The following is a 20,119-nucleotide window of genomic DNA, read 5'->3' as shown; positions in this document are numbered from 1 at the left end:
ACGGGATTGATCTCCCCTCTGCAAAGTGTCAATAAGAAATGACACCTGTTGCTGACAACCGCATACAACACGGGAGGCAACGCGATGGAGTCCGGTCGGCGGATCGAGATGGCACTGGATCGCGCCGTTGCGCACGCGGAGGCGCCCGGCGCGCCGCCCCTTCTGGCGGAGGCCCTCCGCTACGCGGTGTTTCCCGGCGGCCACCGGATCCGGCCGCGCCTGTGCCTCTCTGTGGCCCGCGCCTGCGGGGACGACGACCCGGCCGGGTCCGTCGCCGCAGCCGCCGCCATCGAACTCCTGCACTGCGCCTCGCTCGTCCACGACGACCTGCCGTGCTTCGACGACGCGCCGATGCGGCGGCAGAAGCCCTCCGTCCACGTCGCCTTCGGTGAGCCGATCGCCGTCCTGACCGGCGACGCCCTGATCGTCCTCGCCTTCGAGACCCTCGCGCGGTCCGCCGGGGGCCATCCGACGCGCCTCGGTCATCTGGTCGGGCTGCTCGGCCGGGCCGCCGGTTCGCCGTCCGGCATCGCGGCCGGGCAGGCCTGGGAATCGGAGGCGCATATCAGCCTTAGCGACTACCAGCAGGCGAAGACGGGCGCCCTGTTCGCCGCCGCCACCGTGGCCGGCGCCGCGGCGGCGGGGGCGGAGCCCGAGCCCTGGCGCCGCCTCGGCGAGTGCCTGGGCGAGGCCTATCAGGTCGCCGACGACCTGCGCGACGTCGCCTGCCGGCAGGAGGAGATCGGCAAGCCGGCCGGGCGAGACGCGACGCTGGGCCGTCCCAACGCCGCCGCCCTCCTCGGGACTGGCGGTGCGATGGAACGCCTGTCCCGGCTGACGCGCGAGGCGGTCGCGGCGATCCCGGCCTGTCCGGGCGCAGCCGCGCTCACCGCCGAGATCGAGGCGCAGGCGCGGCTGTTCCTGCCCGCGAGCCTGCGGGCGGTGATGGCCTGAGCGCCGGATCGTTCCCCGGAACCGGCACGGTGCCGCCGGTGCCGCCCGCCTGGGCGGACAGATGGCTCGCGTGGCGCAACCGCCTCGTCGCGAACCCACGCTTCCAGCGCTGGGCGGCCGGGTTTCCGCTGACCCGCCGGGTCGCGCAGCGCAACACGCGCGCGCTGTTCGATCTCTGCGCCGGCTTCGTCTACGCACAGGTCCTGACCGCCTGCGTCCGCCTCGACCTGTTCGCGATCCTGGCCGAGGGCCCGCTCACAGTCGACGTGCTGGCACGGCGGCTCGACCTCTCGCCGGACGCGGCCCGACGCCTGCTGCGCGCCGCCGAGTCCCTCGGGCTGCTGCGCGCCCTGTCGCGCGACCGATTCGGGCTCGCCGACCTGGGCGCCGCGCTCGTCGGCAATCCCGGCGTCGCCGCCATGATCGAGCATCACGCGCTGCTCTACGCCGACCTCGCGGACCCGGTCGCCCTGCTGCGCGGGCAGGCCCAGCCGACCCGCCTCGCGGGTTACTGGCCCTACGCGGCGGGCGCGGCCGGCGATGCGCAGGCCGTGGCCCCCTACAGCGGCCTGATGGGCGTCTCGCAGGCGCTGATCGCGGAGGACGTGCTCGACGCCTGCGATCTGTCGCGTGTCCGGCACCTCATGGATGTCGGTGGCGGGGAGGGCGCTTTCCTGCAGGCCGTGGCGGCGCGGCACGCGGCGCCCCGTCTGACCCTGTTCGACCTGCCGGCCGTCACCGACCGCGCCGCCGCGCGGCTGCGCCAATCCGGCCTCGGCGAGCGGATCACCTGCCGCGGCGGCGACTTCCATGGCGGCTTGCCGGCGGGCGCCGACACGATCTCCCTGGTACGGATCGTCCACGATCACGACGACGCGCCGGCCCAGGAGCTGCTCAAGGCTGTCTACGCGGCGCTCCCACCTGACGGGATGCTCCTGATTGCGGAACCGATGGCCGGGACGCCCGGCGCCGAGCCGGTCGGCGACGCCTATTTCGGCTTCTACCTCCTGGCGATGGGCTCCGGTCGTCCGCGCCGGTCCGAGGAGCTGCGCGCGATGCTGGCCGCCGCCGGTTTCACCACCACGCACGAGCATCCGACACGGCGCCCCCTGCTCGCACGGGTACTGACAGCCCAAAAATCGAGCGCGGCAAAGTAAGTGTGACTTGACGCTGGTCTGTGTCTATCTAGGATGACACATAGCGGCTTCGCACCAGAGAGAGTCGCGAGGCAAGGGGTGGACACTTCCAGCCATGGACGCTCTGGCCGTCATTCTGGAAAACCCGGAGCACCTCTCGGTCCAGCGCCTGGCCCTGACGCCGCCCGGCGACACTGACGCGGTCGTGGCGGTGTCGTGGAGCGGGATCAGCACCGGCACCGAGCGCCTGCTCTGGTCGGGACGGATGCCGCCCTTCCCGGGCATGGGCTACCCGCTGGTGCCGGGCTACGAATCCGTCGGAACCGTCGTCGCGGCCGATGCCGGCGCCACGGTCCGCGTCGGTCAGACCGTCTACATCCCAGGAGCCCGCTGCTTCGGCGCTGTCCGCGGCCTGTTCGGGGGCGCGGCGTCCCACTTGGTCGCCCCCGCCGCGCGCCTCGTGCCGGTCGACGAGGCACTGGGCGAGCAGGCCTGTCTCCTGGCCCTCGCTGCGACGGCCCATCGCGCCCTCGGGCGCCTCACACCCAACGCGACGCCGCTCATCGTCGGGCACGGTGTGCTCGGTCGCCTCCTCGCCCGCCTGACCTTGGCGGCGGGCGCCGCGCCCACAGTCTGGGAGACGGACCCCGTCCGGGCCGCGGGCGACCACGGCTACGCCGTCGTCGCACCCGACGCGGATCCGCGCCGCGACTACGCGACGATCACGGATGTCAGCGGCAACGCCGCCGGCCTCGATGACCTGATCGCCCGCCTCGCGCCAGGGGGCGAGATCGTCCTCGCCGGGTTCTACGAGGCGCCCCTGAGCTTCGCTTTCCCGCCCGCCTTCATGCGCGAGGCCCGGATCCGGATCTCCGCGGAGTTCCGATCCGAGGACACGGCGGCGGTGACCCGGCTGATCGACAGCGGCCGGCTCTCGCTCGACGGGCTGATCACCCACCGTGCCCCGGCGGCGCGGGCACAGGACGCCTACCGCACCGCGTTCGCGGATCCGGGCTGCCTGAAGATGATCCTCGACTGGAGGGACGCCGCGTGAACGTTCAGCTCAACAAGGCCGCCCTGTCCCAAGCGACCCAGCTCCGCGCAGAGGCCGCGATCGAGCCCGACGCGGTCGCCACCGCGCCGGCGAAGAAAGAGACTCAGATCATCGCGATCTACGGCAAGGGCGGCATCGGCAAGTCGTTCACCCTGGCCAATCTCAGCTACATGATGGCCCAGCAGGGCAAGAAGGTCTTGCTGATCGGCTGCGACCCGAAGAGCGACACGACGTCACTGCTCTTCGGCGGCAAGGCCTGCCCGACCATCATCGAGACCTCGACCAAGAAGAAGCTCGCCGGCGAGACGGTCGCGATCGGCGATGTCTGCTTCAAGCGCGACGGCGTCTACGCCATGGAGCTCGGCGGCCCCGAGGTCGGGCGCGGCTGCGGCGGCCGCGGCATCATCCACGGCTTCGAGCTGCTTGAGAAGCTCGGCTTCCACGAGTGGGGCTTCGATTTCGTCCTCCTCGACTTCCTCGGCGACGTGGTCTGCGGCGGCTTCGGCCTGCCGATCGCCCGGGACATGTGCCAGAAGGTCATCGTCGTCGGCTCGAACGACCTGCAGTCGCTCTACGTCGCCAACAACGTCTGCTCGGCGGTGGAGTATTTCCGCAAGCTCGGCGGGAATGTCGGCGTCGGCGGCCTCGTGATCAACAAGGACGACGGCACCGGCGAGGCTCAGGCCTTCGCGGAGGCCGCCGGCATCCCGGTCCTGGCCTCGATCCCGGCAGACGACGACATCCGCCGCAAGAGCGCGAATTACGAGATCATCGGCCGGCCGGAGAGCCGCTGGGGCAGCCTGTTCTCGGATCTCGCCGCCAACGTGGCGGACGCAGCCCCGCACCGGCCGACGCCGCTCACCCAGGACGGGCTCCTCGCCCTGTTCTCCAGCGATGTGACCGGCCGCGACGTGGTCCTGGTCCCGGCGACCCACGAGGACATGTGCGGCGTCGCCCACGTGACCAAGCCGTCCCTCGAAGTCGTGTACGACGAGGTCTGACGCGCATGGCCGTCTCCCTCGACATCGCCGATCTGCGGGCCCGCAAGGCACCGGCCGCCGTCGACCTCGCCGCCGCGCAGAGCGACGGCCTGGGCTGCCACGCCGGCAAGGACGCGATGGTCGCGGCCGCGGAAGCCGCCGGCATGTCGGAGACGCTCGCGCAGCTGCGCAGCGACTATCCGCAGGGACCGCACGACCAGCCGCAGAGCATGTGCCCCGCCTTCGGCTCGCTGCGGGTCGGCCTGCGCATGCGCCGCACCGCCACGATCCTGTCGGGCTCGGCCTGCTGCGTGTACGGCCTGACCTTCACGTCGCACTTCTACGGGGCGCGGCGCAGCGTCGGCTACGTGCCGTTCAACTCCGAGACGCTCGTCACCGGCAAGTTGTTCGAGGACATCCGCGAGGCGGTCCACGCCACCGCGAAGCCGGAAGACTACGACGCCGTCGTCGTCATCAACCTCTGCGTCCCGACGGCCTCCGGCGTGCCGCTCCGGCTGCTGCCGAAGGAGATCGACGGCGTCCGGGTGATCGGCATCGACGTGCCGGGCTTCGGTGTGCCGACTCATGCCGAAGCGAAGGACGTCCTGGCCGGCGCCATGCTGAAGGTCGCCCGCAGCGAGGCCGAGCAGGGTCCCGTCGCAGCGCCGCGCGGCGGCCGCTCGGAGCGTCCGAGCGTGGCGCTCCTCGGCGAGGTCTTCCCGGCCGATCCGGTGGTGATCGGCGCGCTCCTCGAGCCGCTGGGTCTGGCGGCCGGGCCGGTGGTGCCGACCCGGGAATGGCGCGAGCTCTACGCCGCCCTCGACTGCGCGGCTGTCGCGGCGATCCACCCGTTCTACACGGCCTCGATCCGTGAGTTCGAGGCGGCCGGCCGCCCGATCGTCGGCTCGGCCCCCGTGGGCGTCGACGGCACCGCCGACTGGCTCGACCGGATCGGCGAGGCCTGCGGGGTGGCGCGCGCCACCGTCGAGGCCGCCAAGAACAGGATCCTGCCCGGCATCCGCGGTGCGCTCGGCGCGATGCCGATCAAGGGGCGGATCACGCTCTCGGGCTACGAGGGGTCGGAGCTGCTCGTGGCGCGCCTCCTCGTCGAGAGCGGCGCCGAAGTTCCCTACGTCGGCACCGCCTGCCCGCGCACGCCCTGGTCGGAGGCCGACCGCGACTGGCTGGAGGCCCGCGGCACGCAGGTGCACTACCGGGCATCGCTGGAAGACGATCTGTACGCCCTCGACTCGCTGAAGCCCGATCTCGCCATCGGCACGACGCCGGTCGTGCAGCGGGCCAAGGAGCGCGGCACGCCGGCCCTCTACTTCACCAACCTGATCTCGGCACGCCCGCTGATGGGCGCGGCCGGCGCCGGGTCGCTCGCCACGGTGATCAACGCAGCGCTCGGCAACAGGGCGCGCTTCGACGCCATGCGCGACTTCTTCGAGGGCGTCGGCACCGGCCACGCCGCCGGCGTCTGGGAGGAGGTGCCGCAGCGCCGCCAGGGTCCGAAGATCGAGGGCCCGAAGAAGCCGATCGGGGAGATGGCCTGATGCTCATCCTCGATCACGACAGGGCCGGCGGTTACTGGGGCGCGGTCTACGTCTTCACGGCGATCAAGGGTCTCCAGGTCGTCATCGACGGCCCGGTCGGCTGCGAGAACCTGCCGGTCACCTCGGTGCTGCACTACACCGACGCGCTGCCGCCGCACGAACTGCCGATCGTCGTGACCGGCCTCGCCGAGGAGGAACTCGGCCGGCACGGCACCGAGGGCGCCATGAAGCGCGCCCACGCCACCCTCGATCCGGGACAGCCCAGCGTGGTGGTCACCGGCTCCATCGCGGAGATGATCGGCGGCGGCGTGACGCCGGAAGGCACCGGCCTCCAGCGCTTCCTGCCCCGCACCATCGACGAGGATCAGTGGCAGGCCGCCGACCGGGCCATGCGCTGGCTCTGGCAAGAATACGGGGCGAAGAAGTTCGCCAAGAAGGGCATTCCGGCCCGGCCCGAGAAGAAGCCCGGCGAGAAGCCGCGGGTGAACCTGATCGGCCCGGCCTACGGCACCTTCAACATGCCCTCCGACCTCGCCGAGATCCGGCGTCTGGTGGAGGGGATCGGCGCCGAGGTGAACCTCACCTTCCCGCTCGGCGCACACCTCGCCGACGTGCCGAAGCTGGTCAACGCGGACGCCAACATCTGCCTGTACCGGGAGTTCGGCCGGCTCCTCTGCGAGGATCTGGAGCGCCCGTACCTGCAGGCGCCGATCGGCATCCTGTCGACCACCAAGTTCCTGCGCTCTCTGGGCGACATCCTCGGGCTCGATCCCGAGCCGTTCATCGAACGGGAGCGCCACACCACGATCAAGCCCGTCTGGGATCTCTGGCGTTCGGTGACCCAGGATTTCTTCGGCACGGCGAGCTTCGGCATCGTCGCCACAGAGACCTACGCCCGCGGCGTGCGCCACTTCCTCGAAGACGAGATGGGCCTGCCCTGCCACTTCGCCTTCGGGCGCTCGGCCGGTCTGAAGCCCGACAACGCGGCCGTGCGGGCGGCCGTCGCCGCGAAGCCGCCGCTGGTGCTGTTCGGCTCGTTCAACGAGCGGATGTACCTCGCCGAGTGCGGCGCCCGGGCGACCTACGTGCCGGCCTCGTTCCCCGGCGCCATCATCCGGCGGCACACCGGCACGCCCTTCATGGGCTACGCCGGGGCGACCTACCTGGTCCAGGAGGTCTGCAACGCCCTGTTCGACACGCTCTTCCACATCCTGCCGCTCGCCCGCGACATGGACAAGGTCGAGGCGACCCCGGCCCGTCGCAACGCCGAGCTGCCCTGGGACGAGGCCGCCCGGCAGGCGCTCGACGCCCTGGTCGAGGCCCAGCCGGTGCTCGCCCGCATCTCGGCCGCCAAGCGCCTGCGCGACGCCGCCGAGCAGGCTGCCCGGGACACCGAGGCCGCCGCCGTAGCGCCCGCCCATGTGGCGCGGGCCCGCGCCGCCCTCGCGGTGGGAGTCCCCGCATGAGCCGCCTTTCCGTTTCACCCAGAGGAGACCTGACGATGCGAACGATGGTCCCGACCGGCCGCCAGCACCAGGAAGCGCTTCAGTTCCGGCTGATCCTGGCGGCGACCTACCCGTTCTTCCTCGCCGCCGCGACGCTGAACCGGTTCCGGCCGGCCCGCGAGGCCGCTCGCCCCGGCCTGTTGCCGGCGCGCCGCTCGGTCTTCGGCGAAGCCCGCGCCATGGCGGTTCAGGCGATCCCCTTCGCCTTCATGGGCTGACACGCCCCTGAGCGAGACGCTTCCGTCCGGTCACGCGGGGGAAGTCGGGCCGTGACCGCCGCAAGGCATCGCGGCTGAACCCGTCGCGCCTCGCCAGAGGCGCGGCCAACACACGGAGGTCTGAACGATGGCGAGTGGACCCGTCACAACAGAAAGACCGAGCAGCCTGTCCGGGCTGACGGAACCGGAAGCCAAGGAGTTCCACGCGATCTTCCTGACGAGCTTCCTCATCTTCACGGCGATCGCCGTGGTTGCCCACATCCTCGTCTGGCTGTGGCGTCCGTGGCTCCCCGGACCGCAGGGCTACGCCTCTCTCGAGGGCGTCCGCGATGCGGCCCACGCCCTCGTCACGATGATCGGCTGAGGAGGATCGAATGCACAAGGTTTGGTTGCTCTTCGATCCGCGGCGCACACTGGTGGCTCTGTTCACCTTCCTCTTCATCCTCGCGCTGCTGATCCACTTCATCCTGCTCTCGACCGACCGGTTCAACTGGCTGGACGGCCCGAGAAACAACAAGGCGGCCGAGAACACCATCACGCTCGCGCTGCCGCAGATGCCGGCCTGAACGCCGGTCCGGACCGCGGCGCGCGAGGGCCGCGGTCACCCTTCCTTCCTCTTCTCCGGCCTGACTGAGGAGCAGCCGCCATGGCGATGCTGAGCTTCGAGCGCAAATACAGGGTCCGCGGCGGCACTCTGCTCGGCGGCGACCTGTTCGACTTCTGGGTCGGGCCGTTCTTCGTCGGCTTCTTCGGCGTGGTCGGGATGTTCTTCACGGTGCTGGGCACCGCGCTCGTCATCTACGGCGCGGCGATCGGGCCGACCTGGAACGTCTGGCAGATCAACATCGCCCCGCCGGATATCAGCTACGGCCTGAGGCTCGCGCCGCTGAAGGAAGGCGGGCTCTGGCAGATCATCACCATGTGCGCGCTGGGCTCGTTCGTGTCCTGGGCGCTGCGCGAGGTCGAGATCTGCCGCAAGCTCGGCATCGGCTACCACGTGCCGGTCGCCTTCGGCATGGCGATCTTCGCCTACTTCACCCTGGTGGTGATCCGCCCGTTCCTGATGGGCGCCTGGGGCTACGGCTTCCCGTACGGCATTCTCAGCCATCTCGATTGGGTGTCGAACACGGGATACCAGTATCTCCATTTCCACTATAACCCGGCACACATGCTGGCCGTGACGTTCTTCTTCACGACCACGCTCGCGCTGGCGATGCACGGCGGCCTGATCCTGTCGGCGACCAATCCGCAGAAGGGCGAGACCGTCAAGACGCCCGAGCACGAGGACACCTTCTTCCGCGATACGATCGGCTACTCGATCGGCACGCTCGGCATCCACCGCCTCGGCCTGTTCCTGGCCCTGTCGGCGGGGTTCTGGAGCGCGGTCTGCATCGTGATCAGCGGGCCGTTCTGGACCCAGGGGTGGCCGCAATGGTGGGGCTGGTGGCTCAACCTGCCGGTCTGGCGATGACGGGTCGGACGCGAACGGAACGAGGGGATTAACGCGGGTCGCCGGCGCCCAGCGCGGCACTCGGGGGAGGGCAGGCCATGGCCTATTACCAGAACATCTTCACGCAGGTTCAGGTTCGCCCGCTCGTGCCGGATCAGGGCGTTCCGGTGGCGGTCGACGAGCGCGTCGGCAAGCCTTTCAACAGCTACTTGTTCGGGCTGATCGGCAACAGCCAGGTCGGCCCGATCTACATCGGATACATCGCGGCCCTGTCGATCACCTGCGGGGTGATCGCCTTCGAGATCATCGGGCTCAACATGTGGGCCTCGGTGAACTGGGATCCGGTGCAGTTCGTGCGGCAATTGCCGTGGCTCGCCCTGGAGCCGCCGCTCCCGAAATACGGCTTGAAGGTCCTGCCCCCCCTCAATGAGGGCGGCTGGTGGCTCATCGCCGGCTTCTTCCTGACGGCCTCGATCCTGCTCTGGTGGGTCCACCTCTACCGGCGTGCGAAGGCGCTGGGCCTCGGCCTCCACGTGCCGTGGGCCTTCGCCTCGGCGATCTGGCTCTACCTCGTCCTCGGCTTCATCCGGCCGGTGCTGATGGGCTCTTGGTCGGAAGCCGTGCCCTTCGGCATCTTCCCGCACCTCGACTGGACCGCGGCCTTCTCGCTCCGCTACGGCAACCTCTTCTACAACCCGTTCCACATGCTCTCGATCACGTTCCTCTACGGATCGACGCTGCTGTTCGCGATGCACGGGGGCACGATCCTGGCCTGCTCGCGCTACGGCGCGGAGCGCGAGATCGACCAGATCGTCGACCGCGGCACGGCCACCGAGCGCGCCGCCCTGTTCTGGCGCTGGACCATGGGCTTCAACGCCACGATGGAGTCGATCCACCGCTGGGCGTGGTGGTTCGCCGTGCTGACGACGCTGACCGGCGGCATCGGCATCCTGCTCACCGGGACCGTGGTCGACAACTGGTACCTCTGGGCCGTCAAGCACGGCGTCGCGCCCTCGTACCCGCAGGTCTACGGCCCGATCGTGGATCCCGCCCATCTCGCACCCGGCATGAAGCCGTGAGGAGGCCGTCATGAAGACGATTCTGGCGGTGGCCGGCGGCGCACTGGCCCTCTTCCTCACCATCGCGATGTTCGGCGGCGCCGGCTGGACCCATCCGCCGATGGCGAACAAGCAGACCGGCTTCCGCGGGACGGGCATGGACCTGATCCGGACCCGCGCCGGCAACGAGGCGCTCGCCGCCGCGAACGTCGCCCCGACCCCGGCCGATCCGGCCGATGCGGGCGGTGACAAGGCGTCGGCCGTCTACCAAAACGTCCAAGTTCTGGGCGATCTCTCGGCCGAGCAGTTCAATCGGCTGATGGTGTCGATCACCGAATGGGTCGCGCCGCAGCAGGGTTGCACCTACTGCCACAGCACCGAGAACATGGCGTCCGACGAGCTCTACCAGAAGCGCGTCGCCCGCCGCATGATCCAGATGACGCAGTACATCAACTCCACGTGGAAGGAGAATCACGTCCATCAGGCGGGCGTGACCTGCTACACGTGCCACCGCGGCAACCCGGTCCCGGCCAACATCTGGTTCGACCATCCGGTGCAGGGGGCGGGCCGCTTCATCCCGCGCAACAACAGCCAGAACCTGGCCTCCGCGGAAGTCGGCAACACCTCGCTGCCCTACGACGTCTATCAGGCCTTCTACCAGCACAAGGAGACGTCGGAGGACGCGGTCCGGGTCAACGCCACCACGGCGCTGCCCGAGACGAAGGGCAAGCCGATCCAGGACGCGGAGAAGACCTTCGCGATCATGATCAGCATGTCGCAGTCCCTCGGGGTGAACTGCACCTTCTGCCACAACACCCGCTCGGTGGCGCAGTGGGACACGAGCACGCCCAACCGCGTCCACGCCTGGTACGGCATCCGCATGGTGCGGGACCTGAACCAAGACTACATGACGCCCCTGACTTCGACCTTCCCGCGCAACCGGCTCGGGGCACTTGGGGACGCGCCGAAGATCAACTGCGCCACCTGCCACAACGGCGCCAACAAGCCACTCAACGGCGCCCACGTGATCGAACCGTATCCAGAGCTGTCGCATCCGACGATCGCCGTGAGCCTGCCGACCGGCGAGGCCAAGGATCCGATCCCCGGCACCGAGACGCCGACGCCGAAGCCCTGATCGGCCCTCGGAGCGGCCGGACCGGCCGGCCGCTCCGCTCAAGCTACAGGGAACCTCCGCGGGGTAGGGACGTCGATACCGGCGGCCAAGCTCGGCCCTCAGGAGGTGCCCGTGACCATCACCATCTCGAACCTCCAGCCGCTGATCGCGATCCTGGCCGGGATCCTGATCCTGGTGATGCCGCGGCTGCTCAACTACATCGTCGCGATCTACCTGATCGTCGTCGGCGTGATCGGGCTCGGAATCCTGCATTGAGGGCCCGCGCCCGCACCGCGACGGCGCGGGCCTGACAGACCGCGCGCGCCGTCAGTCACGCACGCACAGGGCCATCGCGCGTTCATCTTGCGTTGCGCTGCGGGATGGTCCAACCCCGCCCATCAGCTCGGCCGGCGCCGGGCACCAGATACGGACGGGATCGACATGGCGACCGGCAGCGCGAAGTGGGTCTATGCCTTCGGTGACGGCAAGGCAGAGGGCAAGTCGCAGATGCGCGACCTGCTCGGCGGCAAAGGCGCCAATCTCGCCGAGATGTCCAACCTGGGCCTGCCCGTCCCGCCCGGTTTCACCATCACCACCGAGGTCTGCACCTACTTCTACGACCACGGCAAGGCCTACCCGCCCGAGCTCAAGGACCAGGTCTCGGCCGCGCTTGCGCAGGTCGGCGCGCTCACCGGCCGCAAGTTCGGCGACTCGACCAACCCGCTCCTCGTCTCGGTTCGCTCCGGCGCCCGCGCCTCGATGCCCGGCATGATGGACACGGTGCTCAATCTCGGCCTCAACGACGAGACCGTGCTGGCCCTCGCCAAGGAGGCCGACGACGAGCGCTTCGCCTACGATTCCTACCGCCGCTTCATCACCATGTACTCGAACGTCGTCCTCGGCGTCGAGCATCACGCCTTCGAGGAGGCGCTGGAGCAGTACAAGGAGGGCAAGGGCTTCGACCTCGACACCGAGCTCGGCGCGGCGGACTGGAAGACGCTAATCCAGACCTACAAGAAGATCGTGCGCGAGGAGCACGGCTCCGACTTCCCGCAGGGCGCCGACGACCAGCTCTGGGGCGCGATCGGCGCCGTGTTTAACTCTTGGATGATCCCGCGCGCCAAGAAGTACCGCGAGCTGAACAACATCCCGGAGAGCTGGGGCACGGCCGTCAACGTGCAGGCCATGGTGTTCGGCAACATGGGCGACACCTCGGCCACCGGCGTCGCCTTCACCCGCAACCCGTCCACCGGCGAGAAGGCGCTCTACGGCGAGTTCCTGATCAACGCGCAGGGCGAGGACGTGGTGGCGGGCATCCGCACGCCGCAGAACATCACCGAGAAGGCCCGCATCGAGGCCGAGAGCGACAAGCCTTCCATGGAGAAGGCCATGCCCGAGAGCTTCGCGGAGCTGACCCGGATCTACGGGATCCTGGAATCGCACTACCGCGACATGCAGGACATGGAGTTCACCATCGAGAAGGGGAAGCTCTGGATGCTCCAGACCCGCAACGGCAAGCGCACGGCCAAGGCCGCCCTGCGCATCGCCGTTGATCTGGCGGGCGAGGGTCTGATCTCCCGCGAGGAGGCGATCGGCCGCGTCGAGCCCGGCGCACTCGACCAGCTCCTGCACCCGACCATCGACCCGAAGGCCGACCGCAAGGTCATCGCCTCGGGCCTGCCGGCCTCGCCCGGCGCGGCGACCGGCGAGATCGTGTTCAACTCCGAGGACGCGGAGGCGCACCGCAAGGCCGAGCGCAAGTGCATCCTGGTGCGGATCGAGACCTCGCCCGAGGACATCCACGGCATGCACGCCGCCGAGGGCATCCTCACAACCCGCGGCGGCATGACAAGCCACGCGGCGGTGGTCGCCCGCGGGATGGGCAAGCCCTGCGTCTCCGGCGTCGGCTCCATCCGGATCGACTACAAGGCGCAGACCCTGACGGTCGGCGGCGCGACCCTCAAGGCCGGCGACAAGATCACCATCGACGGGTCCACCGGCCAAGTGATCCAGGGCGAGGTGAAGATGCTGGAGCCCGAGCTGTCGGGCGACTTCGCTACCCTCATGGAATGGGCCGACGCGATCCGCGGCATGAAGGTCCGCGCCAACGCCGACACGCCGACCGATGCCCGCACCGCGCGCAATTTCGGCGCCGAGGGCATCGGCCTCTGCCGCACCGAGCACATGTTCTTCGAGGGTGACCGCATCATCGCGGTGCGCGAGATGATCCTGGCGGACGACGCCGAGGGCCGCCGCGCGGCGCTCGCGAAGATCCTGCCCTACCAGCGGCAGGACTTCCTGGAGCTGTTCACGATCATGTCCGGCCTGCCGGTCACGATCCGCCTCCTCGACCCGCCGCTGCACGAGTTCCTGCCGCACACCGACGCCGAAGTCGCCGAGGTGGTCAAGGCGACGGGCGTCTCCGAGGAGAAGATCCGCCACCGGACGCGCGAGCTGTCCGAGCACAACCCGATGCTCGGCTTCCGCGGCTGCCGTCTCGCGATCGCGTTCCCGGAGATCGCCGAGATGCAGGCCCGGGCGATCTTCGAGGCCGCCGTCCAGGCGGCCGCGGATACCGGCAAGGCGGTGACGCCCGAAGTGATGGTGCCGCTGGTCTTCACCCGCGCCGAGTTCGACATCGTGAAGGCCCGCATCGACGCCATGGCGAAGGCCGTCGCCGAGGAGAAGGGCGCGGCCCTCGACTACCAGGTCGGCACGATGATCGAGCTGCCGCGCGCCGCCCTCAAGGCCAACGAGATCGCCGAGACCGCGGAGTTCTTCTCCTTCGGCACCAACGACCTGACGCAGACGGCGCTCGGCATCTCCCGCGACGACGCCGCCACCTTCCTGGGCCCGTACACCCAGAAGGGCATCCTGCCGGCCGATCCGTTCATCACGATCGACCAGGAGGGCGTGGGCGAACTGGTGCGCATCGGCGTCGAGCGCGGCCGCAAGACGCGCCCGGACATCAAGCTCGGCATCTGCGGCGAGCACGGCGGCGACCCCGCCTCGGTGGGCTTCTGCCAGGAAGTCGGGCTCGATTACGTGTCCTGCTCGCCCTACCGGGTACCGATCGCCCGGCTCGCGGCCGCCCAGGCGGCGCTCGGCAAGGTCGCCGGCAAGGAAGGTTGAGGCCGGGCCGGGGGATGCCGGGCGGCGTCCCCCTTTCGGATATCATCCGCTCGTATGAGGATCGGTGGAAAAACTCGCCTTTCGGTCGAACTCGACTCATTGTGAGGCGTTCTTCGATTGAACGGGCACCCCCGGCGTGCGCCTAATCGGCCCGCGTCGGGTTCAGCAACGCCCGTCAGAATCGGCCGTCACCATGCCTCACAGCCCATCGCCGCTGTGCCTCGCCGAGACCGAAGCGGTCGCGGCTGTCCCGCGCGCCGCCGTCCGCGCCTATCTCGCCCTTGTCGCCGGTCTCGGCGGTCTCGTCACGGCAGTCATGCTGATGATGTCCGTCGCCGCCAACAGTGGCAACGAGGCCGAGCGCATCTCGGCGACGCAGGAAGACAGCTACGCGACCACGCTCGTCGGCGCACTGGCGGTCAATCTGTCCAAGCCTCTGCGCTGAGCCGGAAAGCGACATCCGCCGCCGCGCGGGGCTCGATCACTTCGCAGCGTCGACGAGGATGGTCCGGCCGCGGCGCGAGGCTCACCGCGCCCCGGCCACGGCGCGCGCGGCCGAGCCGGTGAAGCGGGTCGTCAGGTCGTCGCCGGGGCTGCGGGGACTGAACCGGGTAGTGACCCGGTCGGGCGCCGCGCCGACGACGGCGTCGGGCGCGGTACCGCGCAGCCGCGTGGCGGCCACGTGCACGGGGACAGCCCGGCTCGCTGGCGCGGCGCCTGCGCCGGACGACACGGAATCGAACAATGCCCGAAGTTGTGCCTTCGCGTCCGCGTCCGGCGCCACGAGAGAGCGCGGCCGCGCAGGAGCCGCCGCCGCGGGCTTGTCGAGAGCGCGGATCTCGCCCGCGGACGCGAGGTTGGCCATCCCGCGCTCCAGCGCCGCGAACTGCACCGGCCGAGGCGGCGGCAGCGGCATGTTCAGGCTCGCCACGACCGCGGCCATGTCCGAGGGGCGCCGCGGCGGGAGCGGCGCTGTGACGGCGGCCACCTCATCGTCCGCGGCAGTCGGCTGACCGGCGGTCAGGAGCGCCCTGGCGTCGACGCGCTTCGCGTCGCCACCCTTCGCCTGCGCCCGCTCCACCAGCGAGCCGCGCAGGGCATCGTCGGCCGCGGGCGCCGCGTAGGCGAGGGCTGCGCGCGCCCCGACCGGATCCTGCGGATCGGCGCTCGCCACGGCGACGACGGGCGCGCGCCGCGACTTCTTCGCGGTCTCCACCGGGGGCTGCACCGGCGCGGGCTCCGGTGCCGACCGGCCGCCACCGAACAGGCTCGCCAGGAAGCCGAACAGGCCGGGCCCGTCCTCCTCCTCGCCGCTCGCCATCTGGGTCGTCAGCCCCGCAACGGTGCCGCCGCGGGCCAGGATTTCCGCCTTGGCTTCCTCGTAGCGGGGGAAGGGGCGGTTGTCGCTCGGAAGCAGAACGGTCTTGCCGTCCGGGAAAAGCCGGGCGAGCTGGTCGTGGGTCATGCGCGGCCACATCCGCACGGAGCCCACGTCGAGGTGGACGAAGGGCGTTCCGGCATGGGGATACCAGCCGACGCCGCCGCGCTGCATCCGGAGACCGACCTCGCGGATCCGGTCGATCGACACGTCGGGCAGGAAGAAGTCCATCGCCTTGCCGAGCATGTGCTGGCTGTACTCGGCCACCATCTTGGAGCGGCGACGCAGCATCGCGTTGGTGCCCGGAGAGCGGTAGGCCGACACGACGTGGATCGGCTGGGTCGCTCCGACTTGGCGATAGGCCTCCCAGACCGTATCGAACAGCCGCGGGTCCATCTTGGTCGGCTCGTTGACCCGCCAGTCGCGCAGGAGCCAGTTCAGCTGCTCGAGGGCCGCGCGGTCATAGCGGCCATCGCGCTTGAACGTGATGGTCGCGCTCTCCTGCGTGTGGGTGTGGTAGATCGACAGGGAACGGGTGTCGCCGTTGGCGACCGCGTCCTCGGTCTCGGCAGTCCCGGCGATCAGTCCGAGCACCAGGCCGGACAGGGCGAGCGTGAGATGGCGAAGGGCGCGCGGGAGACTGGGCACGACGGTCCTGATCCTCTCCCGGCAGCTTGACCGGACGACTGTTGATCCGGGTTCGCGACCGAAACGGCTAAGGCTCGACCGTGGCGAAATCGTGCCCGGCTGTGCGGCCGCGCACGTGAAAGTTGCTACTGGCGCCGGTGGGTCACCACCACCCGCGCGGCGCCGCCTGCTGCGGCGCGGGCGTCCACAGGCCCGGCTCGCCGTATTCCGGCGCGCTGTCGGCGCGAGCGGCGCGGCGCTGGGCGCGGCGCGGCGCTTCCGCCTCCTCGTAGCGCCCGGTCGGCCACGCGTCGGCATCCGCGACCGGGCGCTCGGGCGCGCGGCGATGGACCGTGCGGGTCGCGGGCGGCTTCGGGGCGCGCTCGGCCTTGCGCCGCGGCGGCTCGTCCGGGAGCCGCGCGATCGCCGGCCCTCCGCCGCCCGGCAGCCCGAGCGCAGCGCGCATCGGCGCGTCGTAGCCGTAGAGATCCGGCAGCGTGCGGTAGGTGCCGCCGTCGTCCACGAAGGCGGTGAAGTAGGCGAGGTGGACCGGGAGCTTCTCCGGCAGCCGGATCGTGCGCTCGCCCTTGCCGATCAGCTTCTTCAACCGATCCTCCGACCAGTTCGGCAGCACCACGTCGGCGAGGCGGAACGGATCGTCGACGCGCACGCAGCCGTGGCTGAAATCGCGCTTCGACGCGGAGAACAGCGAGCGGTTCGGCGTGTCGTGCAGGTAGACCGCGTGCTGGTTCGGGAACATGAACTTGATGAAGCCGAGGGCATTGCGCTCGCCCGGAGGCTGGCGCAACGAGATGTGCCCGCCGCGCCGGACGACCTCGTAGCCGCCCCAGGTCTTGCCGCCGTAGCCGGCCAGCTTCGGCGCCATGGTCTTCAGGATCGACGGCGGGACGTACCAGGACGGGTTGACGACCGCGTACTCCATCAGCCCGGAGAACAGCGGCGTGCGCGATTCCGGCTTGCCGACGATGACCCGCGCCTCGTCGCGCATGACCCCACCGCGGTAGGCGCGCAGGCGGTACTCCGGCACGTTGACCAGGATGTAATCCGAGCCCAGGTCGCCCGGCAGCCAGCGCCACCGCTCCATGTTGACGATGATCTCGGCCTCGCCGCCGGTCGGCCGCGCCGTACGGCCGGCATCGGCGAGGGCCAGGACCGTCTGGACGTTCAGGACGCCGTTCCCCGGCAAATTGCGGCCGCGCTGGAACTTGGCCACCGCGTCGGCGACGACGGAATCGTACTCCTCAGGCTCGCCGGGCCCCTTGTCCAGGGTCCCGGCCGGGCGGCTCTCGAGGTTGAAATGCGCCCGCAGCAGCGGGACGCGGGCATCGCGCATGCCGATGCGGAGAACCGGCCCCGCCGGCAGGCGCAGCGGCTTCACGGCGGACGGCGCGGGTCCGCGCAGGGCGGCGAGCCGCGCCTTGAGAGCGAGATAGCCGGCGGTCGCCGGGTTGTAGGCCTGCAGCGCCTCGCCGGCCTTCGCGCCGGCCTCGTCGAGCTTCGCCAGGACGTCGTTCCCGGCGGGAAGATCGAGGTGCGGGGTGATCAGCCGCGAGATCGAGGCGAGGTTGACCCGGCCGCCGCGGGCATCCCGGGCGTAGAGCACCGCGGCCGCCGACAGGCGCAGATCCGCGTCGGCGACGGCCTTGTCGTCCGGCTTATCCGCCAGCGCCGGGACCGTGTAGGCGCGCGGGTCGAGACCGTCCTCGCCAGCGGCCGCCAGCCGCGCGGAGACCGCCTTCGCGGCTTCGGTCCAGGCCCCCCCGGAGATCCAGAGCGGCCTGAAGCTGCGGGCCTCGTAGAAGCTCCGGATCGCGTCCCGGTCCTTGCCGGTGAGCCGCAGCAGCAGGGGCGCGGCATCCGCGAAGCGGGCGAAGATCGCGGCGCCGAGCGGGTCCGTCGGGGCGACCGGAGCCGCCGCAGCGGGAGCCGGGGCCGGCTCGGCCGCCGGCGCCTCCGGCTTGTAGTCGGGAAGGGCCGTGGCGGCGGGCCCCGACGGATCGGCCTGCGCCGGCGGTGCCGGCGGGGCGCTCGGCGCGATCGGTGGGGATGCCGGGATATCGGTGGTCGGCTGGTCCAGCGCGACCGTCGCGGCGCGGAGGGAGCCGGCCGGGGCCAGCGTGCCGCCGAGGAGGGCGGCCAGCGCGATGAGGCTGGAGCGCGGGACGCGCATCGTGATCTCCCGGGGTGCGGCGGCGGGACCGCACGCTCAGATTGTGATTATCCGCGCAAGCGTGGCTTTCAGCAACCGCAGTTGTCGCGAATAGAGGGTCGGTCCTGCAGATGAATGTGTCATTTTCAATGCTGGTCAGCTTAGGATCAGCTCAATCTTCTGCCGGCCGCGTGGAGCAGGGTCGAGAATTCCACCGGGTGTGGCCGAAACGAATGCACGCGGTGCGCTAGCGCACGCGGCGTTCGATCAGGCGGCGTCCTCGGCTTTAGCGTCGTCCTCCAGCCCCAGATCCTTGAGCTTGCGGTAGAGGGTGGAGCGGCCGATGCCGAGGCGGCGCGAGACCTCCGACATCCGCTGCCGATAGAACTGGAGCGCGAAGCGGATGATCTCCGCCTCCAGGACGTCCATAGGCTTCATCTCGCCGGTCTCCTCGGCGACGAGCGACATGGCGTGCGGGTCGCGGACCTCCACGCGGACGATCTCGCGCACGGGCTCGGGGGCGTAGGCCGGCATCTGCGGCTGGACCGGCGCCGCCGGGATGCGCACGTCGAAGCCTTCGACCTGCGCGGCGATCTGCGGAAATTCGGAGACCGTCAGTTCGTCGCCGTCCGCCAGAACGACGGCGCGGAACAGGGCGTTCTCCAGCTGCCGGACGTTGCCCGGCCAGGGATAGCGCGTGAGCAGAGCCATCGCTTCCGGGCTGATCGCCCGCACGCGCTTGCCCTCCTCGGCCGAGAACCGGGCGCAGAACGAGCGGACGAGGTCCGGGATGTCCTCGCGGCGCGCGCGCAGGGGCGGCAGCGTCATCGGGAAGACGTTGAGGCGGTAGTAGAGGTCCTCGCGGAACTTGCCCTGCTTCACGAGGTCCAGCAGCGACCGGTTGGTGGCCGAGACGAGCCGGATGTCCACGCGCACCGAGCGCTTGCCGCCGACGGGATCGACCTCGCCCTCCTGAAGGGCCCGGAGAAGCTTCACCTGCGCGTCGAGGGGCAATTCGCCGATCTCGTCGAGGAACAGCGTCCCGCCCGAGGCCTCGACGAACTTGCCGGCATGCTTCTCGGTGGCGCCGGTGAACGCGCCCTTCTCGTGGCCGAACAGGGTGGACTCGACCAAGTTCTCCGGGATCGCCCCGCAATTGACCGTCACGAACGGCTTGCCGCGCCGGTCGCCGGAGCCCTGGATCGCCCGGGCCAGAACCTCCTTGCCGACGCCGGACTCGCCCTCGATCAGCACCGGGATGTTCGACTTGGCCGCCCGCTCGGCGAGGCGGATCACCCGCTCCATGTCGGGGCTCTTGGAGGTGAGATCCTTGAAGGTGAGCGCCCCGGAAGCCCGGCGGCGCATGCGGCGCACCTCCTCCTCGAGCGTGTCGACCCGCAGGGCGTTCTTGATCGAGACCTGGAGCCGCTCCGCGCCCGCCGGCTTGACGACGAAATCCACGGCGCCGGCCCGCATGGCGCTGACCACCGTGTCGATGGAGCCGTTGGAGGTCTGGACGATGACCGGCGTGGCGAGGCCGCCCTTGCGCATCTCGGCCAGGACACCGAGCCCGTCGAGCCCCGGCATGACGAGGTCGAGGAGCACGACATCCGCCCCCTCGGATCTCAGCAGGGTCAGCGCGTCCGCGCCCGTCTCGGCGATCCGCGCCTCGAAGCCGAAGCGGCGCACGGCCGCCTCGGCCAGGCGCCGCTGGACCGGATCGTCGTCCACGATGAGCACGGTGGCGGACATAGCGGCTCCCTGAACGGCGCGCGAAGGCCGGACAC

18 protein-coding genes are annotated in these 20,119 nt (G+C 70.4%); 15 read left to right on the top strand and 3 right to left on the bottom strand.

The features are described from left to right. Positions 1-84: 84 nt before the first annotated feature. From ACLBXO_RS00880 to ACLBXO_RS00810, 15 genes are all read left to right on the top strand, one after another. Complete coding sequence (locus ACLBXO_RS00880) at positions 85-954, top strand: polyprenyl synthetase family protein (protein WP_447684182.1); 870 nt, start codon at positions 85-87, stop codon at positions 952-954. Positions 955-983: 29 nt separating this feature from the next. Continuing rightward, positions 984-2,111 carry a methyltransferase gene (locus ACLBXO_RS00875; RefSeq protein ID WP_447684181.1) on the top strand — a complete coding sequence of 376 codons (1,128 nt, stop codon included), beginning with the start codon at positions 984-986 and terminating at the stop codon, positions 2,109-2,111. 94 nt (positions 2,112-2,205) lie between these two features. Beyond that, the gene (gene bchC, locus ACLBXO_RS00870) at positions 2,206-3,144 is read left to right on the top strand and encodes a chlorophyll synthesis pathway protein BchC (RefSeq protein WP_447684180.1); all 939 of its coding nucleotides are present in this window, start codon (positions 2,206-2,208) and stop codon (positions 3,142-3,144) included. After that, positions 3,141-4,145, top strand: coding sequence for a chlorophyllide a reductase iron protein subunit X (locus ACLBXO_RS00865; protein ID WP_447684179.1), 1,005 nt, complete (start codon positions 3,141-3,143; stop codon positions 4,143-4,145). The genes bchC and ACLBXO_RS00865 overlap by 4 nt, the downstream gene beginning before the upstream one ends. A gap of 5 nt (positions 4,146-4,150) precedes the next feature. After that, positions 4,151-5,680: a chlorophyllide a reductase subunit Y gene (bchY, locus tag ACLBXO_RS00860; protein ID WP_447684178.1), complete on the top strand. Its 1,530-nt coding sequence runs from the start codon at positions 4,151-4,153 to the stop codon at positions 5,678-5,680. Then, the gene (gene bchZ, locus ACLBXO_RS00855; RefSeq protein ID WP_447684177.1) at positions 5,680-7,146 is read left to right on the top strand and encodes a chlorophyllide a reductase subunit Z; all 1,467 of its coding nucleotides are present in this window, start codon (positions 5,680-5,682) and stop codon (positions 7,144-7,146) included. Before bchY ends, bchZ begins: the two co-directional genes overlap by 1 nt. Before the next feature lie 35 nt (positions 7,147-7,181). Next, positions 7,182-7,403 (top strand): hypothetical protein, encoded by a 222-nt coding sequence (locus ACLBXO_RS00850; protein WP_331317971.1) that lies wholly within the window; start codon positions 7,182-7,184, stop codon positions 7,401-7,403. Between the two features lie 127 nt (positions 7,404-7,530). Beyond that, on the top strand, positions 7,531-7,767 hold the full coding sequence (gene pufB, locus ACLBXO_RS00845) for a light-harvesting antenna LH1, beta subunit (protein ID WP_012319767.1): 237 nt from the start codon (positions 7,531-7,533) through the stop codon (positions 7,765-7,767). A gap of 10 nt (positions 7,768-7,777) precedes the next feature. Next, positions 7,778-7,969: a light-harvesting antenna LH1, alpha subunit gene (gene pufA / locus ACLBXO_RS00840; RefSeq protein WP_012319766.1), complete on the top strand. Its 192-nt coding sequence runs from the start codon at positions 7,778-7,780 to the stop codon at positions 7,967-7,969. A gap of 80 nt (positions 7,970-8,049) precedes the next feature. Next, on the top strand, positions 8,050-8,874 hold the full coding sequence (pufL, locus tag ACLBXO_RS00835; RefSeq protein WP_331317972.1) for a photosynthetic reaction center subunit L: 825 nt from the start codon (positions 8,050-8,052) through the stop codon (positions 8,872-8,874). A gap of 77 nt (positions 8,875-8,951) precedes the next feature. After that, a complete protein-coding gene (gene pufM / locus ACLBXO_RS00830) occupies positions 8,952-9,932 on the top strand; it encodes a photosynthetic reaction center subunit M (RefSeq protein WP_331317973.1) in 981 nt (326 codons plus the stop codon). 10 nt (positions 9,933-9,942) lie between these two features. Next, complete coding sequence (pufC, locus tag ACLBXO_RS00825; protein WP_331317974.1) at positions 9,943-11,046, top strand: photosynthetic reaction center cytochrome PufC; 1,104 nt, start codon at positions 9,943-9,945, stop codon at positions 11,044-11,046. Positions 11,047-11,157: 111 nt separating this feature from the next. Beyond that, positions 11,158-11,301, top strand: coding sequence for a DUF3096 domain-containing protein (locus ACLBXO_RS00820; RefSeq protein ID WP_012319762.1), 144 nt, complete (start codon positions 11,158-11,160; stop codon positions 11,299-11,301). 165 nt (positions 11,302-11,466) lie between these two features. Then, on the top strand, positions 11,467-14,157 hold the full coding sequence (ppdK, locus tag ACLBXO_RS00815) for a pyruvate, phosphate dikinase (RefSeq protein ID WP_447684176.1): 2,691 nt from the start codon (positions 11,467-11,469) through the stop codon (positions 14,155-14,157). Positions 14,158-14,350: 193 nt separating this feature from the next. After that, on the top strand, positions 14,351-14,602 hold the full coding sequence (locus tag ACLBXO_RS00810) for a hypothetical protein (protein ID WP_447684175.1): 252 nt from the start codon (positions 14,351-14,353) through the stop codon (positions 14,600-14,602). 81 nt (positions 14,603-14,683) lie between these two features. Here ACLBXO_RS00810 and ACLBXO_RS00805 read toward each other — a convergent pair whose 3' ends face one another. From ACLBXO_RS00805 to ACLBXO_RS00795, 3 genes are all read right to left on the bottom strand, one after another. Further along, the gene (locus ACLBXO_RS00805; protein ID WP_447684174.1) at positions 14,684-16,183 is read right to left on the bottom strand and encodes a DUF882 domain-containing protein; all 1,500 of its coding nucleotides are present in this window, start codon (positions 16,181-16,183) and stop codon (positions 14,684-14,686) included. A 142-nt stretch (positions 16,184-16,325) separates the two neighbouring features. Beyond that, on the bottom strand, positions 16,326-18,353 hold the full coding sequence (locus tag ACLBXO_RS00800; protein ID WP_447684173.1) for a L,D-transpeptidase family protein: 2,028 nt from the start codon (positions 18,351-18,353) through the stop codon (positions 16,326-16,328). 246 nt (positions 18,354-18,599) lie between these two features. Further along, entirely contained in the window at positions 18,600-20,084 is a 1,485-nt protein-coding gene (locus ACLBXO_RS00795; RefSeq protein WP_331317981.1) for a sigma-54-dependent transcriptional regulator, read from the bottom strand. Positions 20,085-20,119 lie beyond the last annotated feature (35 nt).

It is taken from the genome of Methylobacterium sp. C33D (assembly GCF_053345825.1).
The sequence above is the reverse complement of the archived record's forward strand: the minus strand, read 5'-3'. Positions and strand labels throughout refer to the sequence as shown.

Coding starts and splice junctions, on each gene's coding strand:
- ACLBXO_RS00880 (WP_447684182.1), top strand. CDS start 85: ATGGAGTCCGGTCGGCGGATCGAGATGGCACTGGATCGCGCCGTTGCG.
- bchC (WP_447684180.1), top strand. CDS start 2,206: ATGGACGCTCTGGCCGTCATTCTGGAAAACCCGGAGCACCTCTCGGTC.
- bchY (WP_447684178.1), top strand. CDS start 4,151: ATGGCCGTCTCCCTCGACATCGCCGATCTGCGGGCCCGCAAGGCACCG.
- bchZ (WP_447684177.1), top strand. CDS start 5,680: ATGCTCATCCTCGATCACGACAGGGCCGGCGGTTACTGGGGCGCGGTC.
- ACLBXO_RS00850 (WP_331317971.1), top strand. CDS start 7,182: ATGCGAACGATGGTCCCGACCGGCCGCCAGCACCAGGAAGCGCTTCAG.
- pufB (WP_012319767.1), top strand. CDS start 7,531: ATGGCGAGTGGACCCGTCACAACAGAAAGACCGAGCAGCCTGTCCGGG.
- pufA (WP_012319766.1), top strand. CDS start 7,778: ATGCACAAGGTTTGGTTGCTCTTCGATCCGCGGCGCACACTGGTGGCT.
- pufL (WP_331317972.1), top strand. CDS start 8,050: ATGGCGATGCTGAGCTTCGAGCGCAAATACAGGGTCCGCGGCGGCACT.
- pufM (WP_331317973.1), top strand. CDS start 8,952: ATGGCCTATTACCAGAACATCTTCACGCAGGTTCAGGTTCGCCCGCTC.
- pufC (WP_331317974.1), top strand. CDS start 9,943: ATGAAGACGATTCTGGCGGTGGCCGGCGGCGCACTGGCCCTCTTCCTC.
- ppdK (WP_447684176.1), top strand. CDS start 11,467: ATGGCGACCGGCAGCGCGAAGTGGGTCTATGCCTTCGGTGACGGCAAG.
- ACLBXO_RS00810 (WP_447684175.1), top strand. CDS start 14,351: ATGCCTCACAGCCCATCGCCGCTGTGCCTCGCCGAGACCGAAGCGGTC.
- ACLBXO_RS00800 (WP_447684173.1), bottom strand. CDS start 18,353: ATGCGCGTCCCGCGCTCCAGCCTCATCGCGCTGGCCGCCCTCCTCGGC.
- ACLBXO_RS00795 (WP_331317981.1), bottom strand. CDS start 20,084: ATGTCCGCCACCGTGCTCATCGTGGACGACGATCCGGTCCAGCGGCGC.